This window comes from Halomonas mongoliensis (assembly GCF_052496345.1).
The window spans coordinates 3,393,124-3,412,206 of sequence record NZ_CP199288.1 but is presented as its reverse complement, the minus strand read 5'-3'; the positions used below and the strand labels follow the sequence as shown (position 1 = coordinate 3,412,206).

19 protein-coding genes and 1 tRNA gene are annotated in these 19,083 nt (G+C 66.7%); 4 read left to right on the top strand and 16 right to left on the bottom strand.

Going from position 1 to position 19,083, the window contains the following annotated elements; genetic code table 11:
- Positions 1-8: 8 nt before the first annotated feature.
- From thrS to ACRYRV_RS15955, 3 genes are all read right to left on the bottom strand, one after another.
- Positions 9-1,907: a threonine--tRNA ligase gene (thrS, locus tag ACRYRV_RS15965; protein WP_444984484.1), complete on the bottom strand. Its 1,899-nt coding sequence runs from the start codon at positions 1,905-1,907 to the stop codon at positions 9-11.
- 195 nt (positions 1,908-2,102) lie between these two features.
- Positions 2,103-2,765, bottom strand: coding sequence for an OmpA family protein (locus tag ACRYRV_RS15960; protein WP_444984485.1), 663 nt, complete (start codon positions 2,763-2,765; stop codon positions 2,103-2,105).
- Between the two features lie 266 nt (positions 2,766-3,031).
- Positions 3,032-3,499 (bottom strand): DUF2489 domain-containing protein, encoded by a 468-nt coding sequence (locus ACRYRV_RS15955; protein WP_299310858.1) that lies wholly within the window; start codon positions 3,497-3,499, stop codon positions 3,032-3,034.
- Between the two features lie 321 nt (positions 3,500-3,820).
- Between ACRYRV_RS15955 and ACRYRV_RS15950 the strand changes: the two genes are divergently transcribed.
- Positions 3,821-5,278, top strand: coding sequence for an SLC13 family permease (locus ACRYRV_RS15950; protein ID WP_444984486.1), 1,458 nt, complete (start codon positions 3,821-3,823; stop codon positions 5,276-5,278).
- Between the two features lie 75 nt (positions 5,279-5,353).
- Here ACRYRV_RS15950 and cyoE read toward each other — a convergent pair whose 3' ends face one another.
- From cyoE to ACRYRV_RS15930, 4 genes are read right to left on the bottom strand one after another with little or no spacing between them, the layout of a single operon-like run.
- Positions 5,354-6,271: a heme o synthase gene (gene cyoE, locus ACRYRV_RS15945; protein ID WP_253452124.1), complete on the bottom strand. Its 918-nt coding sequence runs from the start codon at positions 6,269-6,271 to the stop codon at positions 5,354-5,356.
- Positions 6,272-6,278: 7 nt separating this feature from the next.
- On the bottom strand, positions 6,279-7,352 hold the full coding sequence (locus tag ACRYRV_RS15940) for a COX15/CtaA family protein (protein WP_374711036.1): 1,074 nt from the start codon (positions 7,350-7,352) through the stop codon (positions 6,279-6,281).
- A gap of 39 nt (positions 7,353-7,391) precedes the next feature.
- Entirely contained in the window at positions 7,392-7,940 is a 549-nt protein-coding gene (locus tag ACRYRV_RS15935; RefSeq protein ID WP_301271057.1) for a hypothetical protein, read from the bottom strand.
- Complete coding sequence (locus tag ACRYRV_RS15930; RefSeq protein ID WP_444984487.1) at positions 7,933-8,688, bottom strand: SURF1 family protein; 756 nt, start codon at positions 8,686-8,688, stop codon at positions 7,933-7,935. Before ACRYRV_RS15930 ends, ACRYRV_RS15935 begins: the two co-directional genes overlap by 8 nt.
- On the opposite strand from ACRYRV_RS15930, the gene ACRYRV_RS15925 reads away from it, so the two are divergent.
- Positions 8,687-8,881 carry a DUF2909 family protein gene (locus tag ACRYRV_RS15925; RefSeq protein ID WP_253442890.1) on the top strand — a complete coding sequence of 65 codons (195 nt, stop codon included), beginning with the start codon at positions 8,687-8,689 and terminating at the stop codon, positions 8,879-8,881. The two genes, ACRYRV_RS15930 and ACRYRV_RS15925, sit on opposite strands and share 2 nt — an antisense overlap.
- Here the strand turns inward: ACRYRV_RS15925 and ACRYRV_RS15920 are convergent.
- From ACRYRV_RS15920 to ACRYRV_RS15900, 5 genes are all read right to left on the bottom strand, one after another.
- The gene (locus ACRYRV_RS15920) at positions 8,878-9,738 is read right to left on the bottom strand and encodes a cytochrome c oxidase subunit 3 (protein ID WP_309636399.1); all 861 of its coding nucleotides are present in this window, start codon (positions 9,736-9,738) and stop codon (positions 8,878-8,880) included. The genes ACRYRV_RS15925 and ACRYRV_RS15920 overlap by 4 nt on opposite strands.
- Positions 9,735-10,355 (bottom strand): cytochrome c oxidase assembly protein, encoded by a 621-nt coding sequence (locus tag ACRYRV_RS15915; RefSeq protein ID WP_444984488.1) that lies wholly within the window; start codon positions 10,353-10,355, stop codon positions 9,735-9,737. Before ACRYRV_RS15915 ends, ACRYRV_RS15920 begins: the two co-directional genes overlap by 4 nt.
- A 31-nt stretch (positions 10,356-10,386) precedes the next feature.
- Positions 10,387-12,018: a cytochrome c oxidase subunit I gene (gene ctaD / locus ACRYRV_RS15910; protein ID WP_309636401.1), complete on the bottom strand. Its 1,632-nt coding sequence runs from the start codon at positions 12,016-12,018 to the stop codon at positions 10,387-10,389.
- Positions 12,019-12,069: 51 nt separating this feature from the next.
- A complete protein-coding gene (coxB, locus tag ACRYRV_RS15905; protein WP_444986260.1) occupies positions 12,070-13,182 on the bottom strand; it encodes a cytochrome c oxidase subunit II in 1,113 nt (370 codons plus the stop codon).
- Positions 13,183-13,389: 207 nt separating this feature from the next.
- On the bottom strand, positions 13,390-13,563 hold the full coding sequence (locus tag ACRYRV_RS15900; protein ID WP_253442904.1) for a DUF2970 domain-containing protein: 174 nt from the start codon (positions 13,561-13,563) through the stop codon (positions 13,390-13,392).
- Between the two features lie 160 nt (positions 13,564-13,723).
- Between ACRYRV_RS15900 and ACRYRV_RS15895 the strand changes: the two genes are divergently transcribed.
- Complete coding sequence (locus ACRYRV_RS15895; RefSeq protein ID WP_253442906.1) at positions 13,724-14,077, top strand: hypothetical protein; 354 nt, start codon at positions 13,724-13,726, stop codon at positions 14,075-14,077.
- Between the two features lie 66 nt (positions 14,078-14,143).
- On the opposite strand, the gene ACRYRV_RS15890 is transcribed toward ACRYRV_RS15895, so the two are convergent.
- Genes ACRYRV_RS15890 through ACRYRV_RS15880 form a run of 3 tightly spaced genes read right to left on the bottom strand, consistent with a single transcriptional unit; the run spans position 14,144 to position 16,908 of the window.
- Complete coding sequence (locus tag ACRYRV_RS15890) at positions 14,144-14,878, bottom strand: LrgB family protein (RefSeq protein ID WP_253442909.1); 735 nt, start codon at positions 14,876-14,878, stop codon at positions 14,144-14,146.
- Positions 14,875-15,228, bottom strand: coding sequence for a CidA/LrgA family protein (locus ACRYRV_RS15885; protein ID WP_253442912.1), 354 nt, complete (start codon positions 15,226-15,228; stop codon positions 14,875-14,877). The genes ACRYRV_RS15890 and ACRYRV_RS15885 overlap by 4 nt, the downstream gene beginning before the upstream one ends.
- A 51-nt stretch (positions 15,229-15,279) precedes the next feature.
- Positions 15,280-16,908 carry a BCCT family transporter gene (locus ACRYRV_RS15880; RefSeq protein ID WP_253442914.1) on the bottom strand — a complete coding sequence of 543 codons (1,629 nt, stop codon included), beginning with the start codon at positions 16,906-16,908 and terminating at the stop codon, positions 15,280-15,282.
- Between the two features lie 213 nt (positions 16,909-17,121).
- On the opposite strand from ACRYRV_RS15880, the gene ACRYRV_RS15875 reads away from it, so the two are divergent.
- Positions 17,122-17,198: transfer RNA gene (locus ACRYRV_RS15875), tRNA-Pro, on the top strand.
- 174 nt (positions 17,199-17,372) lie between these two features.
- Here the strand turns inward: ACRYRV_RS15875 and ACRYRV_RS15870 are convergent.
- A complete protein-coding gene (locus tag ACRYRV_RS15870) occupies positions 17,373-18,875 on the bottom strand; it encodes an SLC13 family permease (RefSeq protein WP_444984490.1) in 1,503 nt (500 codons plus the stop codon).
- Positions 18,876-19,083 lie beyond the last annotated feature (208 nt).

The following is a 19,083-nucleotide window of genomic DNA, read 5'->3' as shown; positions in this document are numbered from 1 at the left end:
CGATGTCGTCAGCCGAGTTCGGCGTTCAGACGCTCAATGAGGTCATCGACCCGCATGGTGCCCAGATCCTCGCCGGTGCGTGTGCGCACGGCCACCGAGTCGGCCTCGACTTCCTTATCCCCCACCACGAGGAGATAGGGAACTTTCTGCAACGTATGCTCCCGGATTTTAAAGCCGATCTTCTCGTTCCTCAAGTCCGCCTTGACTCGCAGACCGATTTTCTGCAAACGCGCCTCGAGATTCTGCACATAATCGCGCTGGGCATCGGTGATATTGAGGATCACCGCCTGCTGGGGCGCCAGCCACAGCGGCATGGCGCCGGCATAGTGCTCGATCAGGATGCCGAGGAAGCGCTCGAAGGAGCCGAGGATCGCCCGGTGGAGCATCACCGGGGTCTTGCGCGCGCCGTCCTCGTCGACGAACTGGGCGCCGAGACGGCCCGGCAGGTTGAAGTCCAGCTGCAGGGTACCGCACTGCCAGACCCGGTTGAGACAGTCGCGCAGGGAGAACTCGATCTTGGGCCCGTAGAAGGCGCCCTCTCCCGGCTGCAGCTCCCACTCCAGGCCGGTGGAGTTGAGTGCCGCCTCGAGGCCTTCTTCAGCGCGGTCCCACATCTCGGGCTCGCCGAGGAAATCCTCGGGGCGGGTAGAGAGCTTGAGCTCGACGTCCTCGAAGCCCAGCTCCTTGTAGACCTTCAGCGTCAGGGCGATGAAGTCCTCGGCCTCGGCCTGAATCTGCTTCTCGGTACAGAAGATGTGGGCGTCGTCCTGGGTAAAGGCGCGCACCCGCATCAGGCCGTGCAGGGAGCCGGAGGGCTCGTTGCGGTGGCAGCTGCCAAACTCCGCCAGGCGCAGCGGCAGGTCCCGGTAGCTCTTGAGGCCCTGATTGAACACCTGCACGTGACAGGGGCAGTTCATGGGCTTTACCGCATAGTCACGCTTCTCGGACTCGGTGGTGAACATCAGCTCACTGTAGTGGCCCCAGTGCCCGGACTTCTTCCACAGGGTCAGGTCCACCACCTGGGGAGTCTTGATCTCCTGGTAGCCGTTCTCGACCTGCACCCGGCGCATGTACTGCTCGAGTGCCTGATACATGGTCCAGCCGTTGGGGTGCCAGAAGACCATGCCTGGCGCCTCCTCCTGGAGGTGGAAGAGGTCCATCTTCCTGGCCAGCTTGCGATGGTCGCGCTTCTCCGCCTCCTCGAGGCGCTTGAGGTAGGCCTTGAGCTGCTTCTTGTCCGGCCAGGCGGTGCCGTAGATGCGGGTCAGCATCGGCTTGCTGGCATCGCCGCGCCAGTAGGCGCCGGCCAGCTTGGTGAGCTTGAACGCCTTCAGGTGCCGGGTATTGGGCACATGGGGGCCCCGGCACATGTCGGTGTACTCTTCGTGATGGTAGAGGCGAATGGTCTCGCCTTCCGGAATCTCGCGGACGATCTCCTGCTTGTAGGGCTCGTCGCGGTGCAGGAAGGTCAGCATGGCCTTATCACGATCGACATACTCGCGGACCACGTCGTAGTCCTGGTCGATCAGCTGCTTCATGCGCTTCTCGATCGCCTCGAGATCCTCGGGGGTCGCCGAGCGGCCGAAGTCGATATCGTAGTAGAAGCCGTCGTCGATCACCGGGCCGATGGCCATCTTGGCCTCCGGGAAGAGCTGCTTGACGGCGTGGCCGATCAGGTGGGCGCAGGAGTGGCGGATCACCTCGAGCCCCTCGGGGTCCCGGGCCGTGAGAATGGCCACCTCGGCGTCGCGCTCGATCACATCGGCGGCATCCACCGCCACGCCGTCGATCTTGCCGGCCACGCAGGCCTTGGCCAGACCGGGGCCGATACTCTCGGCCAGCTGCATCACGGTGATCGGTTCGTCGAAGGTTCTCTGGCTGCCATCAGGCAGTGTCACGATGGGCATGAAGCGGGTCCTTGTGCGCAGTGGTGGCCCATACGAGAGACCACGTGTCGCGGCAAACAGGAATGGAAATGAGCGGGCTACCTTACCAGAAGCGGCGGCGGGGGCGCCACCGCAAAGGGGGCGCCCTGAGGCGCCCCCTTTATGGCAGGGAGGGGCTCCGGAGAAGCTCCCTCCCGCGTCGCGGCAGATACCGCCTTACTGGCGGTCGATCTCGACGCGACGGTTGAGGGCACGGCCCTCGTCGGTCTCGTTGGTGGCGACCGGACGCTCTTCGCCATAGCCCACGGCGATCATGCGCTCACCGGCAACGCCCTGGCTCTCCAGGTAGCTGCGCACGGAGTTGGCACGACGCTCGGAGAGGCCCTGGTTGTACTGGGCGGAGCCCACGGAGTCGGTGTGGCCTTCAATGCGGATGCGCACGTCGGTGTGCTCGCGCAGGCGACGGGCCACTTCGTCCAGGGTCATTTCGGCCTGGGGGCGCAGCTCGTCGGAGTCGAACGCGAAGTTCACCTCGCTGGAGAGGGTCACCGGCTCGAAGTCCGGCACCGGCTCGGGCTCAGGCTCAGGCTCCGGCATCGGCTCGGGTTCGGCCACCGGGGCCGGGGTGCGGTCGGCACACAGCAGGGCGCCGAGGGCGGCACCGGCGACGGCGCCCGTCGCGGCACCCTCTTCCTCATCGGAGCTGCCGCTGGTGGCGTAGCCGATGCTGCCACCGATCAGGCTGCCGGCGATGCCGCAGGTCACCGGCTGCTGGTACCAGGGACGGTCGGAGGAGGGAGTGGTGTTCGGGGTGGCACAGCCGGCCAGGCCAACCACCAGAGCAGAACCGAGCAGCAAGCCAGTCGTGGATTTTTTCATAAAAAAACTCCTTCTTTTCTTTTCTTGGCTCCAGGGCAGGCAAGAATGCTACCGCCTTCCCAGATGATCCCGACGATCGGGCAGAGCGACATCATGTCGCTACACACCCGCACCGGACAGGCCGTGGACCGATAGCGGCCTCAGCAAGCCTCGGCACGCGCCAAGCTTGCAGCAGCTCGGCACATCTTTCAATCGCCTGTGGCGAGATTAGCAGAACCGACGAGAAATCGCACAGTGTTCGATAAAGCGGGCGTTCCACTCCCTCGTCAATGGAGGCTTGCCGGCCAGTCGCGGCGAAAGACCAGAGCGGCGCGTGCCGCCTCCAGCACCGCCTCGCGCAGCTCATCTTCCACGGCCAGGCGCTCGCGATCCTCCTTGAAGCGCGCCTTGGGACTCAGCGCCTGGCGCGCCTCGTGGGTATGCAGATGGCGGGTGCGGGCATGGACCTCGCCGAAGGGGCGGAAGGCCTCGCGCTCCAGCAGGCGCGGCTCGAGGATCTCCAGCAGCACCTTGCAGCGCCAGGCGCCCTCGGTGATATCGACCTGTTCCTGCAGCAGGGCCGAGGCCACCAACTCGAGGTTCTCCAGGCAGTTGTCGCGGGCGCGCTGCTCCTCCTCTTCGCGGAACGCCTCTCGGCGGCGAACCTCCTTCCAGAGGGTGAACGCATAGGCCCCCAGGCCGGCGATGATCACCAGTCCCAGGCCAGCCAGTAGAAGCACGGTGGTTGTCGTCATCAGGGGTATCCACGTCATGGGGAAAGGGCAAGGCTCTCCATTCTACCCATGCGGCTCGCTCCTCCCTACCCCCCTCTGCTCGGCCAGCCCGCTCAGCCGATCCCGCCAGCCGGAGTGGTTTCCAGAGAGCGGACGGGGGAGCCGAGGGGGCGCAGCGCCGCCAGGGCCAAGGAGAGCATTGACCGGCGTCAAGAGATACCCTGATGCCCCCTCTGGACGCGATAGCGTTAGACTAAAGGCGAATAAGGCAGGCCTAGCGCCTCTCTTCCACTTAAGTAGAATGCGCCCTCTTCGATACCCTCCCAATCCACGGAGTCACGCATGCAGACAAGCCCCGACGCTCCCGAAAAGACCACGGGCCCCTCGGGCCCCGGCCGCTTCGGCCTCTGGCTGGGCCCCGCCCTGCTGCTGGCCACCCTGATCCTGCCGCCCCCCTCCGGCATGAGCGAGGCCGCCTGGGCCTGCGTGGGACTGGCCCTGCTGATGGCCACCTGGTGGTCCACCGAGGCGATTCCCATCCCCGTCACCTCGCTGCTGCCCATGATGCTGGTACCGGCCCTGGGGCTTGGCACCATGGGCGAGGCCACCGGCAGCTACGCCAACCCGATCATCTATCTGTTCCTCGGCGGCTTCCTGCTGGGGATCGCCATGCAGCGCTGGAACCTGCATCGGCGCCTGGCGCTGCACGTGCTGAAGCTGGTCGGCCATGAGCCGCGCCGCCAGATCGCCGGCTTCATGATCGCCACCGGTTTTCTCAGCATGTGGGTCTCCAATACCGCCACCGCCATCATGATGCTGCCCATCGGCATGTCGGTGATCAGCCTGCTCGGGGACAGTGACCCCGACGAACTGAAGCGCTACGCCACCGCCCTGCTGCTGGCCATCGCCTACTCCGCCAGCATCGGCGGCGTGGCCACGCTCATCGGCACGCCGCCCAACGCTCTGCTGGCCGGCTACCTGGCCGAGGATCGCGGCATCGATATCGGCTTCGCCCAGTGGATGGTGATCGGCCTGCCGATCAGCATCGCCATGATGGCCGTGGCCTGGTGGTGGCTGACCCGCGGCGGCTTCAGGATTCAAGCCGGCGAAGGCAGCGCCAGCATGGTCTCCGACGAGCTGGCCAAGCTCGGCCCCATGAGCGCCCCCGAGAAGCGCGTGGCCGTGGTCTTCACCCTGGCCGCCGTGGCCTGGGTGGTGCGCCCGCTGCTCAACGACCTGGGGCTCTCCTGGCTCTCCGATACCGGCATCGCCATTGCCGCCGGCGTCACGCTCTTCCTGGTGCCCAGCGGCCGCGGCGACGGCGAGCGACTGATGATCTGGGAAGAGGCCCAGAAACTCCCCTGGGGCATCCTGCTGCTGTTCGGCGGCGGCCTGGCGCTGGCCGGCACCATCACCCGCACCGGCCTTGCCGAGTGGATCGCCGAGCAGCTCTCGATCTTCGGCACCTTCCCGCTGCTGGCGATGATCGCCGTGGTGGTGCTGGTGATCATCTTCCTGACCGAGGTGACCTCCAACACCGCCACCGCCGCGGCCTTCCTGCCGCTGCTCGGCGCCCTGGCGCTCTCCCTGGACATCTCGCCGCTGCTGGTCACCGTGCCGGCCGCCATCGCCGCGAGCTGCGCCTTCATGATGCCGGTGGCCACGCCGCCCAACGCCATCGTCTTCGCCACGGGCCATATGAAGATCCAGTCGATGATTCGCGCCGGCTTCGCCCTCAACCTGGCCAGCACCGTGCTGGTCACCCTGATGGCCTACTTCCTGGTCACGACCCTCTGGTAGGGGGACACGCCCCCTCCACGCAAATGCCCGGCCTTGGCCGGGCATTTGCGTTACTGCCTCCCTCTCGGCTCGCGGCTACCAGGCCAGTCCCATGGCGTAGTGGTCCAGCAGCAGCAGGCCGAAGAGGGCCAGGATATAGCGGATGGAGAACCAGAAGGCGGCGAGCGGTGCTCGGGGGTCACGCCCCCGCCACACCCGGAAGTTCCACCACATGAAGCGCGCATTGAGCACCATGACCCCGACCAGATAGACCGCCCCGCTCATGCCGATGGCAAAGGGCAGCAGGGTCACCGCCACCGTCAGCCAGCCGTAGAGCCACACCTGCAGCCGAGTGAAGGCCTCGCCGTGGGTCACCGGCAGCATGGGCACCCCGGCCCGGGCGTACTCCTCCCGCTTGTGGAGCGCCAGGGCCCAGAAATGCGGCGGGGTCCAGGCGAAGATGATCAGCATCAGCAGCAGCGGCTCGGGCCCCAGCTGGCCGGTGACCGCCGTCCAGCCCAGCAGCGGCGGCGCCGCCCCGGCCACCCCGCCGATCACGATGTTCTGGGGCGTGGCGTGCTTGAGAAAGGCGGTATAGACCAGCGCATAGCCGATCAGCGAGCCCAGGGTCAGCCAAGCGGTCAGCGCATTGACCTGCCAGGCCAGCAGGCCGATGCCGGCCACCGAGAGCAGCGTGGCCCAGGCCAGGGCCACCGAACTCGGCATGCGCCGCGACGCCAGGGGGCGCCGCGAGGTGCGCAGCATCATGGCGTCCAGGCGCCGGTCGACCACGTGATTGAAGGCCGCGGCTCCCCCGGCGGCCAGCCCGATACCGACCAGACCGTAGATCACCACGGCCAGTGACGGCAGCACCGGCCGCGCCAGGGCCATGCCCACCAGGGCGCACACCAGCATCACCAGCACCACCCGCGGCTTGCAGAGGGTTATCAGGTCGCGCAGGCCCCAGCCCTGCGTCAGGGCCGAGTCCGCTCCCGTGACCACCGCGGGTGTCATCGTTGCCTCAGACATGGATCCACTCCTTCTGTGCCCGTCGTTGTTGGGCGGGGGCAGTGCCGGCCTCCCGCCATGCCCAGATCGCCATCGCCATCGCCAACACCAGCGCCACGGCCCCCGCCGTATGCAGCAGGGCAAGCCAGAGCGGCAGCCAGAGCAGCACGTTGGCGATGCCCAGCCCCAGCTGGACCGCATAGGTGGCCAGCAGCGCCCCGAGCCAGGGCCTCAGCGACGCCTGCTGCCAGTGGCGCAGGGCCAGCGCCAGCAGGGCCAGCCCCAGGGCCAGGGCTCCCAGGCGGTGGCCCACCTGGATCGCCGTGCGCGCATCGGCGTGGAGCTGACCATGCAGGTAGTTGGGCCCCACGCTCTGGGTGAGATGGAACCCCTCGCTCCAGTCCATGGCGGGCCACCACTGGCCGTTGCAGGTCGGAAAGCCCTGGCAGGCGATACCGGCGTAGTTGCTCGATACCCAGCCGCCGAGAGCCAGCTGGCCCACCAGCAGCGCCACCGCCAGGCCCCAGAGCGGCGTCAGGCGCCGTCGCGGCGCCACCACCCCACCGGGTGCCAGGCGGCCCCGGTCACAGCGGCGCAGGCGCAGATGCAGCCACAGAAAGAGCAGCATCACCGCGAGCCCCCCCAGCAGATGCAGGGTCACCACCTGGGGCCACAGCTTGAGGGTGACGGTAAAGGCGCCGAAGGCCCCCTGCACCAGGATCACCGCCAGCAGCGCGAGGCTCACCCCCCAGGGGTAGTCGGCATGACGGCGCAGCGGCGCACCCAGCGCGACCAGGGCGATCACCAGCAGCCCCAGGGCCGAGGCCACATAGCGATGCACCATCTCCACCCAGGCCTTGAACGCCTCCAGGGGAGCCTCAGGCGTATGCGCCAGGGCCCGGGACTCGTCGGGCACCACCAGCCGCCCGTAGCAGCCCGGCCAGTCCGGGCAGCCAAGTCCCGCATCCACCAGGCGGGTAAACACCCCCACCAGGATCACCGCCACGGTGAAGAGCACCCCGGCAAGGCTCAGGGCCAGCAGCTGGCGCAGCCGGCGGCGCTGTGCTCCCTCGATCATTGCTGTCATCGCACTCCCTCTCATCGCTCCAGGCTGCCCGCCCATGCCCTATCGCCCCGCCAGCGGCCGACCCTCTCGAGGCACCACCTCGGGATTCATCCGCAGCAGACGATTGACGTCATCCAACACATCCCGGGGCGAGGCCTCGGGCCCGTAGGCCAGCACCGGCAGCCCCTGAGGGTCCAGCACCCAGAGCCGGTCTGGCCCATGCCAGGCCGGCCTCTCCGTCCAGGCCACCACCCGCTCGCCCGGGAGCGCCGGGGCCTCGCCCCCTACCCGCAGCCGGCTGACCCGTGGCGCCTCCCGGCCCAGGGCCCGATGCAGGCGCCACCACTGGTCGGCCAGCGCCTCGCAGCCCTCGCCGCAGTCGAAGGCCAGCACCCAGTCACCCCTGAGCTCGGCGGCCGGCGCGCCTGCCAGCGGCCAGGCCGGCAGTTCCGGCAGGTCCGGCGCCAGCTCACCGTGGGCGGTACGCTGCTCCGGGATCCCGACACGGAAGGTGATCATGCTCCAGGCCACCAGCAGCGGCAGCGCAAAGAGCGCGATCAGCGCCAGCACCTTGAGGCGTGAAAAGCGGATCCGTTGAACCTCACTCATGGCTCTCTCCCCCGGGCTTCGATAAGGCGTCCTGCACCTCCCTGTGCCGCGCGTCCTGGGCCAGGCGCCGGCCACCGATCAGCATCATGGCGAGTGCCGCCAGCGCGAGCCCCCACCACTGCACCGCATAGCCGAGATGGCGACTCGGCGGCATCACGCTGGGCGACCACCAGGGCGTCAGGTGCCCTGGCCCCGCCTCGAGATGCAGCCAGCCCTGGTGGGCAAAGGCCTCCTCCCAGGCGGTAAGCTCGATGCGTTGCAGCCGCTGCCCTTCGCGGTTGGGACCGAAGAGCGGCGTGCCGCTCCCCGCCGACTGCCAGCGTCCTTCCAGGGTCACGCTGCCCTCTGGAGTGGCCACCTCGGGCGTCTCCCGCCCCGCTCCGCTGGCCAGAAAGCCGCGCTGCACCAGCCAGAGGCGGCCGTCATCGGTGCGCAGCGGCGTCAGCGGCGCCACGCCGTGACGCCCCTCCAGCACGCGATTGTCGAGAAACAGGGTCAGCTCGGGCAGGTATTCACCGCTGAGGGTCAGGCGACTGCCGTCCGGCGGCACCTCCCGGGGGGCCTCCAGGTGCGGCGCCGACTCCAGCGCCGCCAGATAGTCACGCTTCTCGCCGGCCCGCTCCCACTGCCAGGCCCCGAGCCACAGGCCCAGCAGCACCAGCGGCCCCCACAGCGCCCACCACAGGCGTTGCCGCCAGCGCCCGCGGCGGGCATGCTGACGGGACGTATCGCCCACGGAGTCTCCCATGCTGCTCAAGGTCCTCATTGCCCTGGTGTTCCTCTCCATGCTGGTGAGCCTGGCCGCCGGTGCCGGCTTCCTGCTGCGTGACGGCGGCACCTCCCGCCGCCTGCTCGTGTCACTCAAGGTACGCGTCGCCCTCGCCGCCGCCCTGCTCGGCCTGCTCTTCTACGGCTTCTACGCCGGCGGCCTGGCGGGCTAGAAGACATAGACGAACAGGAAGAGCCCGACCCACACCACGTCGACGAAGTGCCAGTACCAGCAGGCCGCCTCGAAGCCGAAGTGGTTGTCGCGGGCGAAGTGCCCCCTGAGCACCCGCACCAGCATCACCGCCAGGATGCTGGCGCCGATGATCACGTGGACCCCATGAAAGCCGGTGAGCAGGAAGAAGGTCGCCCCGTAGATCCCCGCCTCCAGGGTGATGCCATAGTGGGCATAGGCCTCGTAGTACTCCACCCCCTGGATGATGATGAAGCTCACCGCCAGCACCAGGGTGGCGGCGAGCCAGTTCCGGGTCGTGGCCCGCTCGCCCTCCTTGAGCCCCTCATGGGCGACGGTCAGGGTGATACTGGACCCCACCAGGATCAGCGTATTGACCAGGGGCAGCTGCCAGGGGCTGAAGGTCTGCTCGGGGCCGACAATGGCCGGGTCTGGCGGGCTCATCAGCGGCCAGCTGGCCACGAAGTCGGGCCACAGCAGCGCCGCCACCCCCTTGGCGCCCTCGCCGTCGAGCCAGGGCAGCGCAAAGGTGCGGATATAGAAGAGCGCGGCGAAGAAGGCGCCGAAGAACATCACCTCGGAGAAGATGAACCAGCCCATACCCTGGCGGAAGGAGCGGTCCATCTGGGCGTCGTAGAGCCCCTGCCGGGACTCCCTCACCACGTCGCGGAACCAAAGCGCCATCACCGCCAGCACCGACAGGATGCCCACCACCATCAGCAAGGTCCCGCGGTCGTAGACCAGCACCATGCCGGTGCCGACCATCATCAGCCCCAGGGCCAGGGAGCCCAGGATCGGCCACTTGCTGGTTGCCGGAACATAGTAGCTGCCACCGCTCATGCCTCACCTCCTTCATTGCTGGCAACGCCACCGGCGACCCGCCCCTGCTGCGCCTTGCCGTCGCGCTCGACCGGGTCGCGCTCGACCGGGTAGAGGGTGTAGACCAGCGTCACGGTATTGACCTCGGGGGGCAGGTCCCGGGCCAGCTGGAAGACCAGCGGCAGCTCCAGGCGCTCACCCGCCTCGAGGTGCTGCTCCTCGAAGCAGAAGCAGCTCACCTTGCGCAGGTGGCGCGAGGCATTGGAGGGAGAGACGCTGGGCACGGCCCGACCCCAGGTGCCCTCTCCGCTGGCGTTCTGAAAGGCGAACTCCACCTCGGTGGTCTGCCCCGGGTGGACGCGCAGCTGCCGCGTTTCCACCTCGAGGTTCCAGGGCAGGCCGGCCCCGTTGCGGGTGATGAACTGAACCGTGACGTAGCGGGAGTCATCCACCCCCTCATGCACGATGGCCTGGGCGGTGGTATCCACCTTGCCGTTGATGCCGGTGACGCGACAGAAGACGTCATAGAGCGGCACCAGGGCAAAGGCGAAGGCGAACATGCCCACCAGGGCGGCCACCGACCGAACCACGGTCCGTCGCACGCCAGGATTGGGTGGGGGGCGTCTTGCATCGGTCATGGGTCACCTCCTCTGCTGGGCCCGACGAGGCTCAGTGCGCCTGGGGCCTGAAGGTCGGCGGCGTCTCGAAGGTGTGCAGCGGCGCCGGGCTCGGCACCGTCCACTCCAGGTCGGTGGCGCCCTCCCAGGCCTTGGCCGGCGCCCTCTCCCCGCCGCGCACGCAGAGGATCACCACCGCCACGAACACCAGCTGCGAGGCACCGAACATGAAGGCCCCCAGGCTCGACACCAGGTTGAAGTCGGCGAACTGCAGGGCGTAATCGGGGATACGTCGCGGCATGCCGGCCAGGCCCGCGAAGTGCATGGGGAAGAAGGTCAGGTTGACGCCGATCACCGAGAGCCAGAAGTGCCACTGGGCCAGTTTCACGTTGGGGTAGTGGCCGGTCCACTTGGGCAGCCAGTAGTAGACACCCGCCATGATGGCGAACACCGCCCCCGGCACCAGCACATAGTGGAAATGAGCCACCACGAAGTAGGTATCGTGATACTGGAAGTCCGCCGGGGCGATGGCCAGCATCAGCCCGGAGAAGCCGCCGATGGTGAAGAGCACCACGAAAGCCAGGGCGAAGAGCATGGGGGGTTCGAAGGTGATGGAACCGCGGAACAGGGTGGTGATCCAGTTGAACACCTTCACCCCGGTAGGCACCGCGATGATCATGGTGGTGTACATGAAGAAGAGCTCGGCGGCCAGCGGCAGCCCCACCACGAACATGTGGTGGGCCCACACCAGGAAGGAGAGAATGGCGATGGCGGCCGTGGCGTAGACCATGGAGGCGTAGCCGAACAGCGGCTTGCGGGCGAAGGTCGGGATGATCGCCGAGACGATGCCGAAGGCCGGCAGGATCATGATGTAGACCTCGGGGTGCCCGAAGAACCAGAAGAGATGCTGGAAGAGCACCGGATCGCCGCCGCCGGCGGCGTTGAAGAAGTGAGTACCGAAGTTGATATCCATCAGCATCATGGTGATCACCCCGGCCAGCACCGGCATCACCGCGATCAGCAGGAAGGCGGTGATCAGCCAGGTCCAGCAGAACAGCGGCATGTCCATCAGGCGCATCCCCGGGGCGCGCATGTTGAGGATGGTGGCGATGATGTTGATGGCACCGAGGATCGAGCTGATCCCCGCGATATGCAGCGAAAGGATAAAGAAGGTGGTGGACGGCGGCGCATAGGTGGTGGAGAGCGGCGCATAGAAGGTCCAGCCGAAGTTGGGCCCGCCCCCCGGCATCAGCAGGGTCGAGAGCAGCAGCGTGAAGGCCACCGGCAGCAGCCAGAAGCTGAAGTTGTTGAGGCGCGGCAGGGCCATGTCCGGCGCCCCGATCTGCAGCGGAATCATCCAGTTGGCGAGCCCGGTAAAGGCCGGCATCACCGCCGCGAAGACCATGATCAGGCCGTGCATGGTGGTCATCTGGTTGAAGAACTCGGGATTGACCAGCTGCAGCCCCGGCTGGAACAGCTCGGCGCGCACCACCAGGGCGAAGATGCCGCCGATGAAGAACATGCTCAGCGAGAAGATCAGGTAGAGGCTGCCGATCTCCTTGTGGTTGGTGGTCAGCAGCCAGCGCATCAGGCCACGGGGCGCGGCATGGGCCGCTGCCTGGCCGGCGCCGCTGACCGTGCTGCTCTGCTGGACGGGGTGATGCGGAGGCAACTTGGGCGCCATCGTGAATCTCCCTGATCTGTCATTGTTATCGTTCGCCAGGTGATCGGGCAGTTACTGGGCAAGCTTCTCGACCACCGCCGAGGGCTGCACGGCGTCACCGGTGTCGTTACCCCAGGCGTTGCGCGTCCAGGTGGTGACGGCGGCAAGCTCGACCGGGTTCAAGGTACTGCGGAAGGCCGGCATCGCCGTACCGGAAACGCCGTTGACGATGACATCCAGATGCCAGGCGAGGTCGTCGAGCAGCCGCTGGTTGCCGGCAAGGGCCGGGAAGGCCGGCGCCGCCCCCTGCCCTTCGGGCTGGTGGCAAGACGCACAGATGCTGGCGTAGACCATCTCACCCCGCTCCATCAGCTCCTCCAGCGCCCACTCGCGATCGGCACCCATGGCCTCCTGCTCCGCCTCCTCCCGGCGCTCGACCAGCCAGGCGTCGAACTCCTCCTCCTCCATGGCATGCACCACGATGGGCATGAAGCCGTGGTCCATGCCGCAGAGCTCGGCGCACTGGCCGCGGTAGATACCGGGCTCGTTGATACGCACCCAGTTCTCGTTGATGAAGCCGGGAATGGTGTCCTGCTTCACGGCAAAGTCCGGCACCCACCAGGAGTGGATGACATCGTCGGAGGTCATCAGGAAGCGGACCTTGCGATTGATGGGGAGCACCAGGGGGTTGTCCACCTCCAGCAGGTAGTGCTCACCGCGGGGCTCTTCGCCGCGAATCTGCGCCCTGGGCGTGCTCATGCTGGAGTTGAAGGCGACATCCTCGCCCAGGTACTCATAGCGCCAGCGCCACTGCTGACCGATGATCATGACATCGAGCTCGGCATCGGAGGTGTCGTACATCTTCTTGAGGGTGGCGGTGGCCGGCACCGCCATGCCGATCAAGATCAGCAGCGGCACGGCGGTCCAGATCACCTCCACGGTGGTGTTCTCGTGGAAGTGGGCCGCCTTGGCGCCCCGGGAACGGCGATACTTGAACAGGGAGTAGAACATCACCCCGAACACCACGAGACCGATGATCACGCAGATCCAGAAGATGGTCATGTGCAGGGAGTGGATCTCGGCGCTGAGGTCCGTCACTCCGACCGGCATGTTCCAGCCACTGGCCAGGGCGGCGGGCGCAGCCGCAGACCCGACCAGACCGCTCGCCATCCACACGAACGACATGCGCATCGGCGTCTCCTCTCGCTTGTTATTGTGATCACGCGCGGACCGGCCAGGAAAGTCGGGGAACGCCGGTGGTGGAGGCCCGAGGAGCGCCTCCCGCACGATTAACGCTGCATTAGCCGCATTCGAAACTGAGTATAGACAACCCCGGTGCGACAAAGCGCCACGGCCCCGCCGCCCGCCAACGCCACTTTCAACGGGATCAGCTCAGCGGGCGACGCCGATGGCAACCGCCGCCACCAGCGCCACGAACAGCAGCCCCAGCATCAGGCCGGTGACAATAAAGGTTAGCGGCCGGCCCTTCTCGAAGTCCTCCCTGCGCTGCTCTTCCTTCTGAACGCCCAGAAAGGCGGCCAGTACCGAACGAATCACCTTCCACATAGGCGGCTCCTGCCACTCCGGCCTGGCCTTGCGACCAGCATCATCACTCAGGGCTGCGACCTTGTCTCGAAGGCTGAAACACCCCCCGTCTCCTATACTGTAGGTGCTTAACAACACTTTTCCCGAAACGCGCCCTGCGGGGCCCGATCAGGAGGCGAACATGAAGACCAATCCCTTCGGCATGGACCCTGGCATGATGAATGCCAACCCCATGCTCGCCTGGTGGCAGCAGCAGCTGGCCAGGGGCGGCAACCCTGTGGCGCGCATGCAGCTTGCCTGGATGGAGAGCCTGGCCGATGCCATGCAGTTCGAGGCCCAGTTTCTCAAGGCCATCGCCGAGAGCGGCGAGCAGATCGCCAAGTGCTTCGATGGCGAACAGCCCAAGACCCCCGAAGAGGTCCAGGAGTGCTACCAGAAGATGGTGCAGCAGATCAGCGACGCCCAGATGAAGCGCGTGGAGCACGCCGCCCAGCTCAGCCACGATTTCCGCAAGCGGATCTGGGAAGAGATTTGACCCTCCGGCCCTTCCAACGCAGAACGGCGCCACTCGGCGCCGTTCTGCGTTGACCCCCTGCGGCTATCAACTACCCAGCCCGAACAGCCCCGTCAGCAGCGGCAGCAGGAAGGCGGTGAGCAGGCCGGTCAACCCCATGGCAAGGCCCGAGAAGGCGCCCGCCACCGCACCGATGCGGGCAAAGGCCTGGGCGGTACCGAAACCGTGGGCCGAAAGCCCCAGGGAGAACCCCTGCACGGCCGGATCCTTGATCCGCAGCAGCCGAAACACCCAGGGCGACAGCGCACAGCCGATGGAACCGGTCAGCAGCACCAGGCCCGCCGCAAGCGACGGGATTCCCCCGATCTGCTCCGCAATCCCCATGGCAATGGGCGAGGTCACCGAGCGCGGCGCCAGGGAGAGCACCGTCTCGGCCCGGGCCCCCAGCGCCATGGCAAGCCCCAGGGTGGAGGCCACGGCGGTGACGATACCCGTCATGCAGGCGATCAGCAGCGGCCCCAGCAGGCGACGCACCCGCTCCCGATGGTCGTAGAGCGGAATGGCCAGCGCCACCGTGGCGGGCCCCAGCAGGAAGTGGATGAACTGCGCCCCCTCGAAGTAGGTGGCGTAGTCCATGTCCACCAGCAGCAGCAGGCCGATCAGCATGGCGATGGAGAGCGTCACGGGGTGGAGTAGCGGCGTTCCGCCCAGCGCCCTGTTGATCCTCACCGCCAGGGCGAAGATCAGCAGGGTCGCCAGCAGCGAGAGCAGCGGGCTGCCGGAGAGGTAGACCCACAGCTGGTCGAGGTCGGCGAAATTCACTGTCGGCTCCTCCGGCGGTTCAGGCGGTCCAGCACCCAGGCCGTCACGCCCAGGGTGAGTGCCGTGGACACCACCAGGGTGATCAGGATCGGCCACAGGTCGCGCCCGATCAGCGCCCCGTGCACCATCAGCCCCACCCCGGCCGGCACGAAGAGCAGCGTCAGATAGCGCAGCAACCCCTCCCCGGTGAGACGCAGGCTGTCGGGCACCTTACCCCGCACCATCAGCCCCACCAGCAGGATCACCATGCCGAAGACGGGCCCCGGCACCGGCAGCATCAGCCCCCGGGCCAGCAGCTCCCCCAGAAACTGGCAGATCAGCAGCACGCTCATCCCCATGATCAGCGGCATGACACCCCTCCTTGTCGCGTGGGGGCGGCACCAGGCAGTGCCGCCCGGGGCTCAGTGGGCCTTGTGGGCCTCGTCATCGGAAACCGGCACCGGCTCTACACCGGCATCGTCCAGATCGGCCCAGGGCTCGCGGGGCGCCTCGGCCCGCTCACCGGTCCGCGCCGCATAGCGCTCGCGATGCAGCGCCTTGAGCAGCCCGGCGATCATCAGCATGATCACCACAGAGAACGGCAGCGCCGCCATGATCACCGCCGCCTGCAGGGTCTCGAGGCCACCGGCCATCAGCAGCACCGCGGTGAGCAGACCCAGCACCGCCCCCCAGAGGATGCGGTGGAAGGTGGGCGGCTCGGGGTCGCCGCCGGAGAGAATGGTGTTGATCACCAGGGTACCGGCGTTGGCGGAAGTGATCAGGTAGGTGGCGATCAGCACCACCAGCGCCAGCGACACCAGCCGGCCCGCCTGACCAAGCTCCATCGCCTCGATGGTGGCGAAGAGCGCCGTGGCCACGTCCTTTTCCACCGCCGCGACGATGCCACCGCCTCCGAACAGCTCGTGGTAGAGCGCCGTACCGCCGAACAGGCCGATCCACACCACCGTGATCACCGTGGGCACCAGCAGCACCCCCATCACGAACTCCCGGAAGGTACGCCCCCGGGAGACCCTGGCGATAAACATTCCCACGAAGGGCGACCAGGCCAGCCACCAGCCCCAGAAGAACACCGTCCACTCCGCCTGCCAGCCATCATCCCGGGTGGCATTGGTATGGAAGGTCATCCCCATCAGGTTCTGGATGTAATCCCCCGCCGACTCCACGGTGATGGCGACCAGATACTGGGTGGGGCCGAACAGCAGCAGGAACACCACCACCGCGATGCTCAGCCAGAAGTTGGCCTCGGAGAGCAGACGCACCCCCCTCTTGACCCCGGAGACCACCGACAGGGTCGCCACCGTCATGATCGCCGCGGTCACCGTCAGCTGCAGCCAGGTGGAACTGGGCCATCCGAACAGCGCCCCCAGCCCCGCGTTCATCTGCTGTACGCCGAGCCCCAGGGTGGTGGCGATACCGAAGACGGTACCGAACACCGCCAGCACGTCCACCGCATCCCCCAGACGCCCCTCGACCCGCTTGCCCAGCAAAGGCTGCAGCGCCGAGCGAATCGTCAGCGGCAGGTTCCAGCGGTAGGAGAAGTAGGCCAGCACCAGAGCCACAAACGAGAAGATCGCCCAGCCGTTGAGCCCCCAGTGAAAATAGGTCAGGCGCATCGCTACCCGCGCCGCATCCGGCGTCATCCCCTCGGCGATAAAGGGGTTATCCTGAAACTGCAGGATCGGCTGGGCCACCGCCCAGAACAGGATCCCCACCCCGGTGCCGGCGGCAAACAGCATCGACACCCAGGAGAAGAAGGTGAACTCCGGCTGCTCGAAGTCGCCCCCCAGGCGCACGTTCTTGTAGCGCCCCACGCCTAGCCACACCATGAAGAGCAGCAGGAAGGCCACCAGCAGCACGTAGTACCACTCCAGGAAGGGGTCCAGCACCAGGCGTGCCGCCGCCAGGCCGTGGGCCAACCGCTCGGTGTAGAAGGCCCCGTAGATCAGGGATATTGCCACCACCACCACTGTCACCAGGGTGATGCGGGGATTCATGCCCTTGAGCGGCCCGCGCTCCGCCTGTCCGTACATGCCGAGATCCTTGTTGCCTGAGGCTGGATGGGTGTCGCGGACGCGCCGCCACTAGCCCATGATAGAGCAAAGCCCGCAGGACTTCAGAGGCGAGCCGAGCCAACCACCTGAAAAAGAAGTGCAAAAGGGGCTTTTCATTCGCCTGCGAACGCGCTAGTATACGCCTCGTCCTAAGGGGAGAGGCCAAACGGTCAGAAACCCGAAAGACAGAGTCGGAGCGTGGCGCAGCTTGGTAGCGCGTTGCAATGGGGTTGCAAAGGTCGCAGGTTCGAATCCTGTCGCTCCGACCAAAGAACACAGTAAAAACGGTCACTTAGCTCACAGAGCGGGTGGCCGTTTTTTGTTGCTCGGCTGTCGGGCTCCATAGGGGTTCCGTGACTCGTCTCACCTAGAAGAGGCAACCTGCAGGAGGCAGACACGACGACGGCGCCACGCGGGCGCCGCCGATGACTGCCGGTCAGGGCCTAGAACGAGAAGCCGAACACCAGCGGCACGATGGTGTAGAGCGCCACGATGATCACCAGCAGGCCGATCAGGTTGAGCCAGATGCCGGCGCGGATCATGTGCTTGATCGGCAGATCCCCGGTGGCGAAGGCCACGGCGTTGGATGGCGTGGCCACCGGCAGCATGAAGGCACAGCTGACGGCGAAGGTGACCACGATGGTCATCAGGAAGGGCTCGATGCCAAGTCCCACGGCAATGGCGCCCATGATCGGGAAGAAGGCCGCTGCCGTAGCCGTGTTACTGGTCAGCTCGGTGAGCAGGATGATGACCACGGCCGTGACGGCCAACACCAGCAGCGGCGGCATCCCGGCCAGTCCCGAGACACTCTCGCCGATCCAGGCGCTCAGGCCGGTGGCGGTAAACTGGGCAGAAAGGGTCAGGCCGCCGCCGAACAGGATCAGCACGCCCCAGGGCACATCGCGGGTAGCCGTCCACTCCAGCAGGGCTCCCCTGCCCTTCGAGGCGGGAATCACGAACATCAGGATCGCCGCCAGGATCGCCACACTGGTGTCGTTGATGTTCGACAGCCAGGGCATCGCCTCCTGAACGGCCGAGATCCTGGCGATCAGCGGCAGGAACACCCAGCAGAACACCGCACCGGCAAACACCATCAGCACACGGCGCTCCTCCACCGTGAGCCGCCCCATGGCCTTGAGCTCGGTCTCGATCATCTGGCGCCCTCCCTGGATGTCGTCGACCTCCGAGCGGAACACCAGCTTGTTAAGCACGAACCAGGCCAGCATCAGCATGGTGATGGAGAACGGCACGCCCATCAGCATCCAGTGGCCGAAGCCGATGGTCAGCCCGTGGGTGTCTTCCATGTAGGCGCGCATCAACGCCATGGGCGGCTGGCCGATCAGCGTGGCCATGGAGCCGATGGTGATGGCGTAGGCGATGCCGAGCAGCACAGCGGCCGAGAACTTCGGCGTGTCGTCGCCGTTCCCCAGCGACTTCACCAGGGCGATGATGGAGCCGCCGATCGGCATCATGATCACGGCGGTAGCGGTGTTGCTGACCCACATGGTGATGAACCAGCTGGCGGCCATCAGCCCGAAGACGATCTGGGCCGGCTTGGTGCCTACGGTAAGTACCGTCAGCAGGGCGAAGCGTCGATGCAGGTTCCAGCGCTGCGTCGCCAGGCCCAGCAGCACCCCGCCCAGCACCAGGAAGACGATGCTGTGCGCATAGGGCGAGGCCGTGGCCCCCACGGTGGCGATGCCGAAGAAGGGAAACAGCACCAGCGGCAGCAGCGAGGTGACGGGAATGGGGATCGCCTCGGTCATCCACCAAGTGGCCATCAGCATGGCGATACCCGCCACGATGCGCGCATTGAGGGCTAGCGATTCGGGCAGCAGGAAGAAGACCCCAAGCCCGATGATGAGGCCCAGGGCCAAAGATACCGGCTTGAAGGCCGTGGCTTCGGTGTAGGGTACCTGTCCAGCTGTTCCGGTGGTTTGCGACATGATCTTCACCTGAGTCCGCATGACGAGACCCGCAAGTGTGATCGCCACTTCACCGGCACGGCCAATACCGAGCGGGTTGGCAGCCATACCCGGCTCGCCTGGGAGAAGGAGCCGAAGGGTTAAGTGAAGCACAATAAATCAGTAGCTTAGCCAAAACACACTTCGCTTTGCCATGCCGAGAAGTAGTCATCAGGCAGAGAAGCACCGC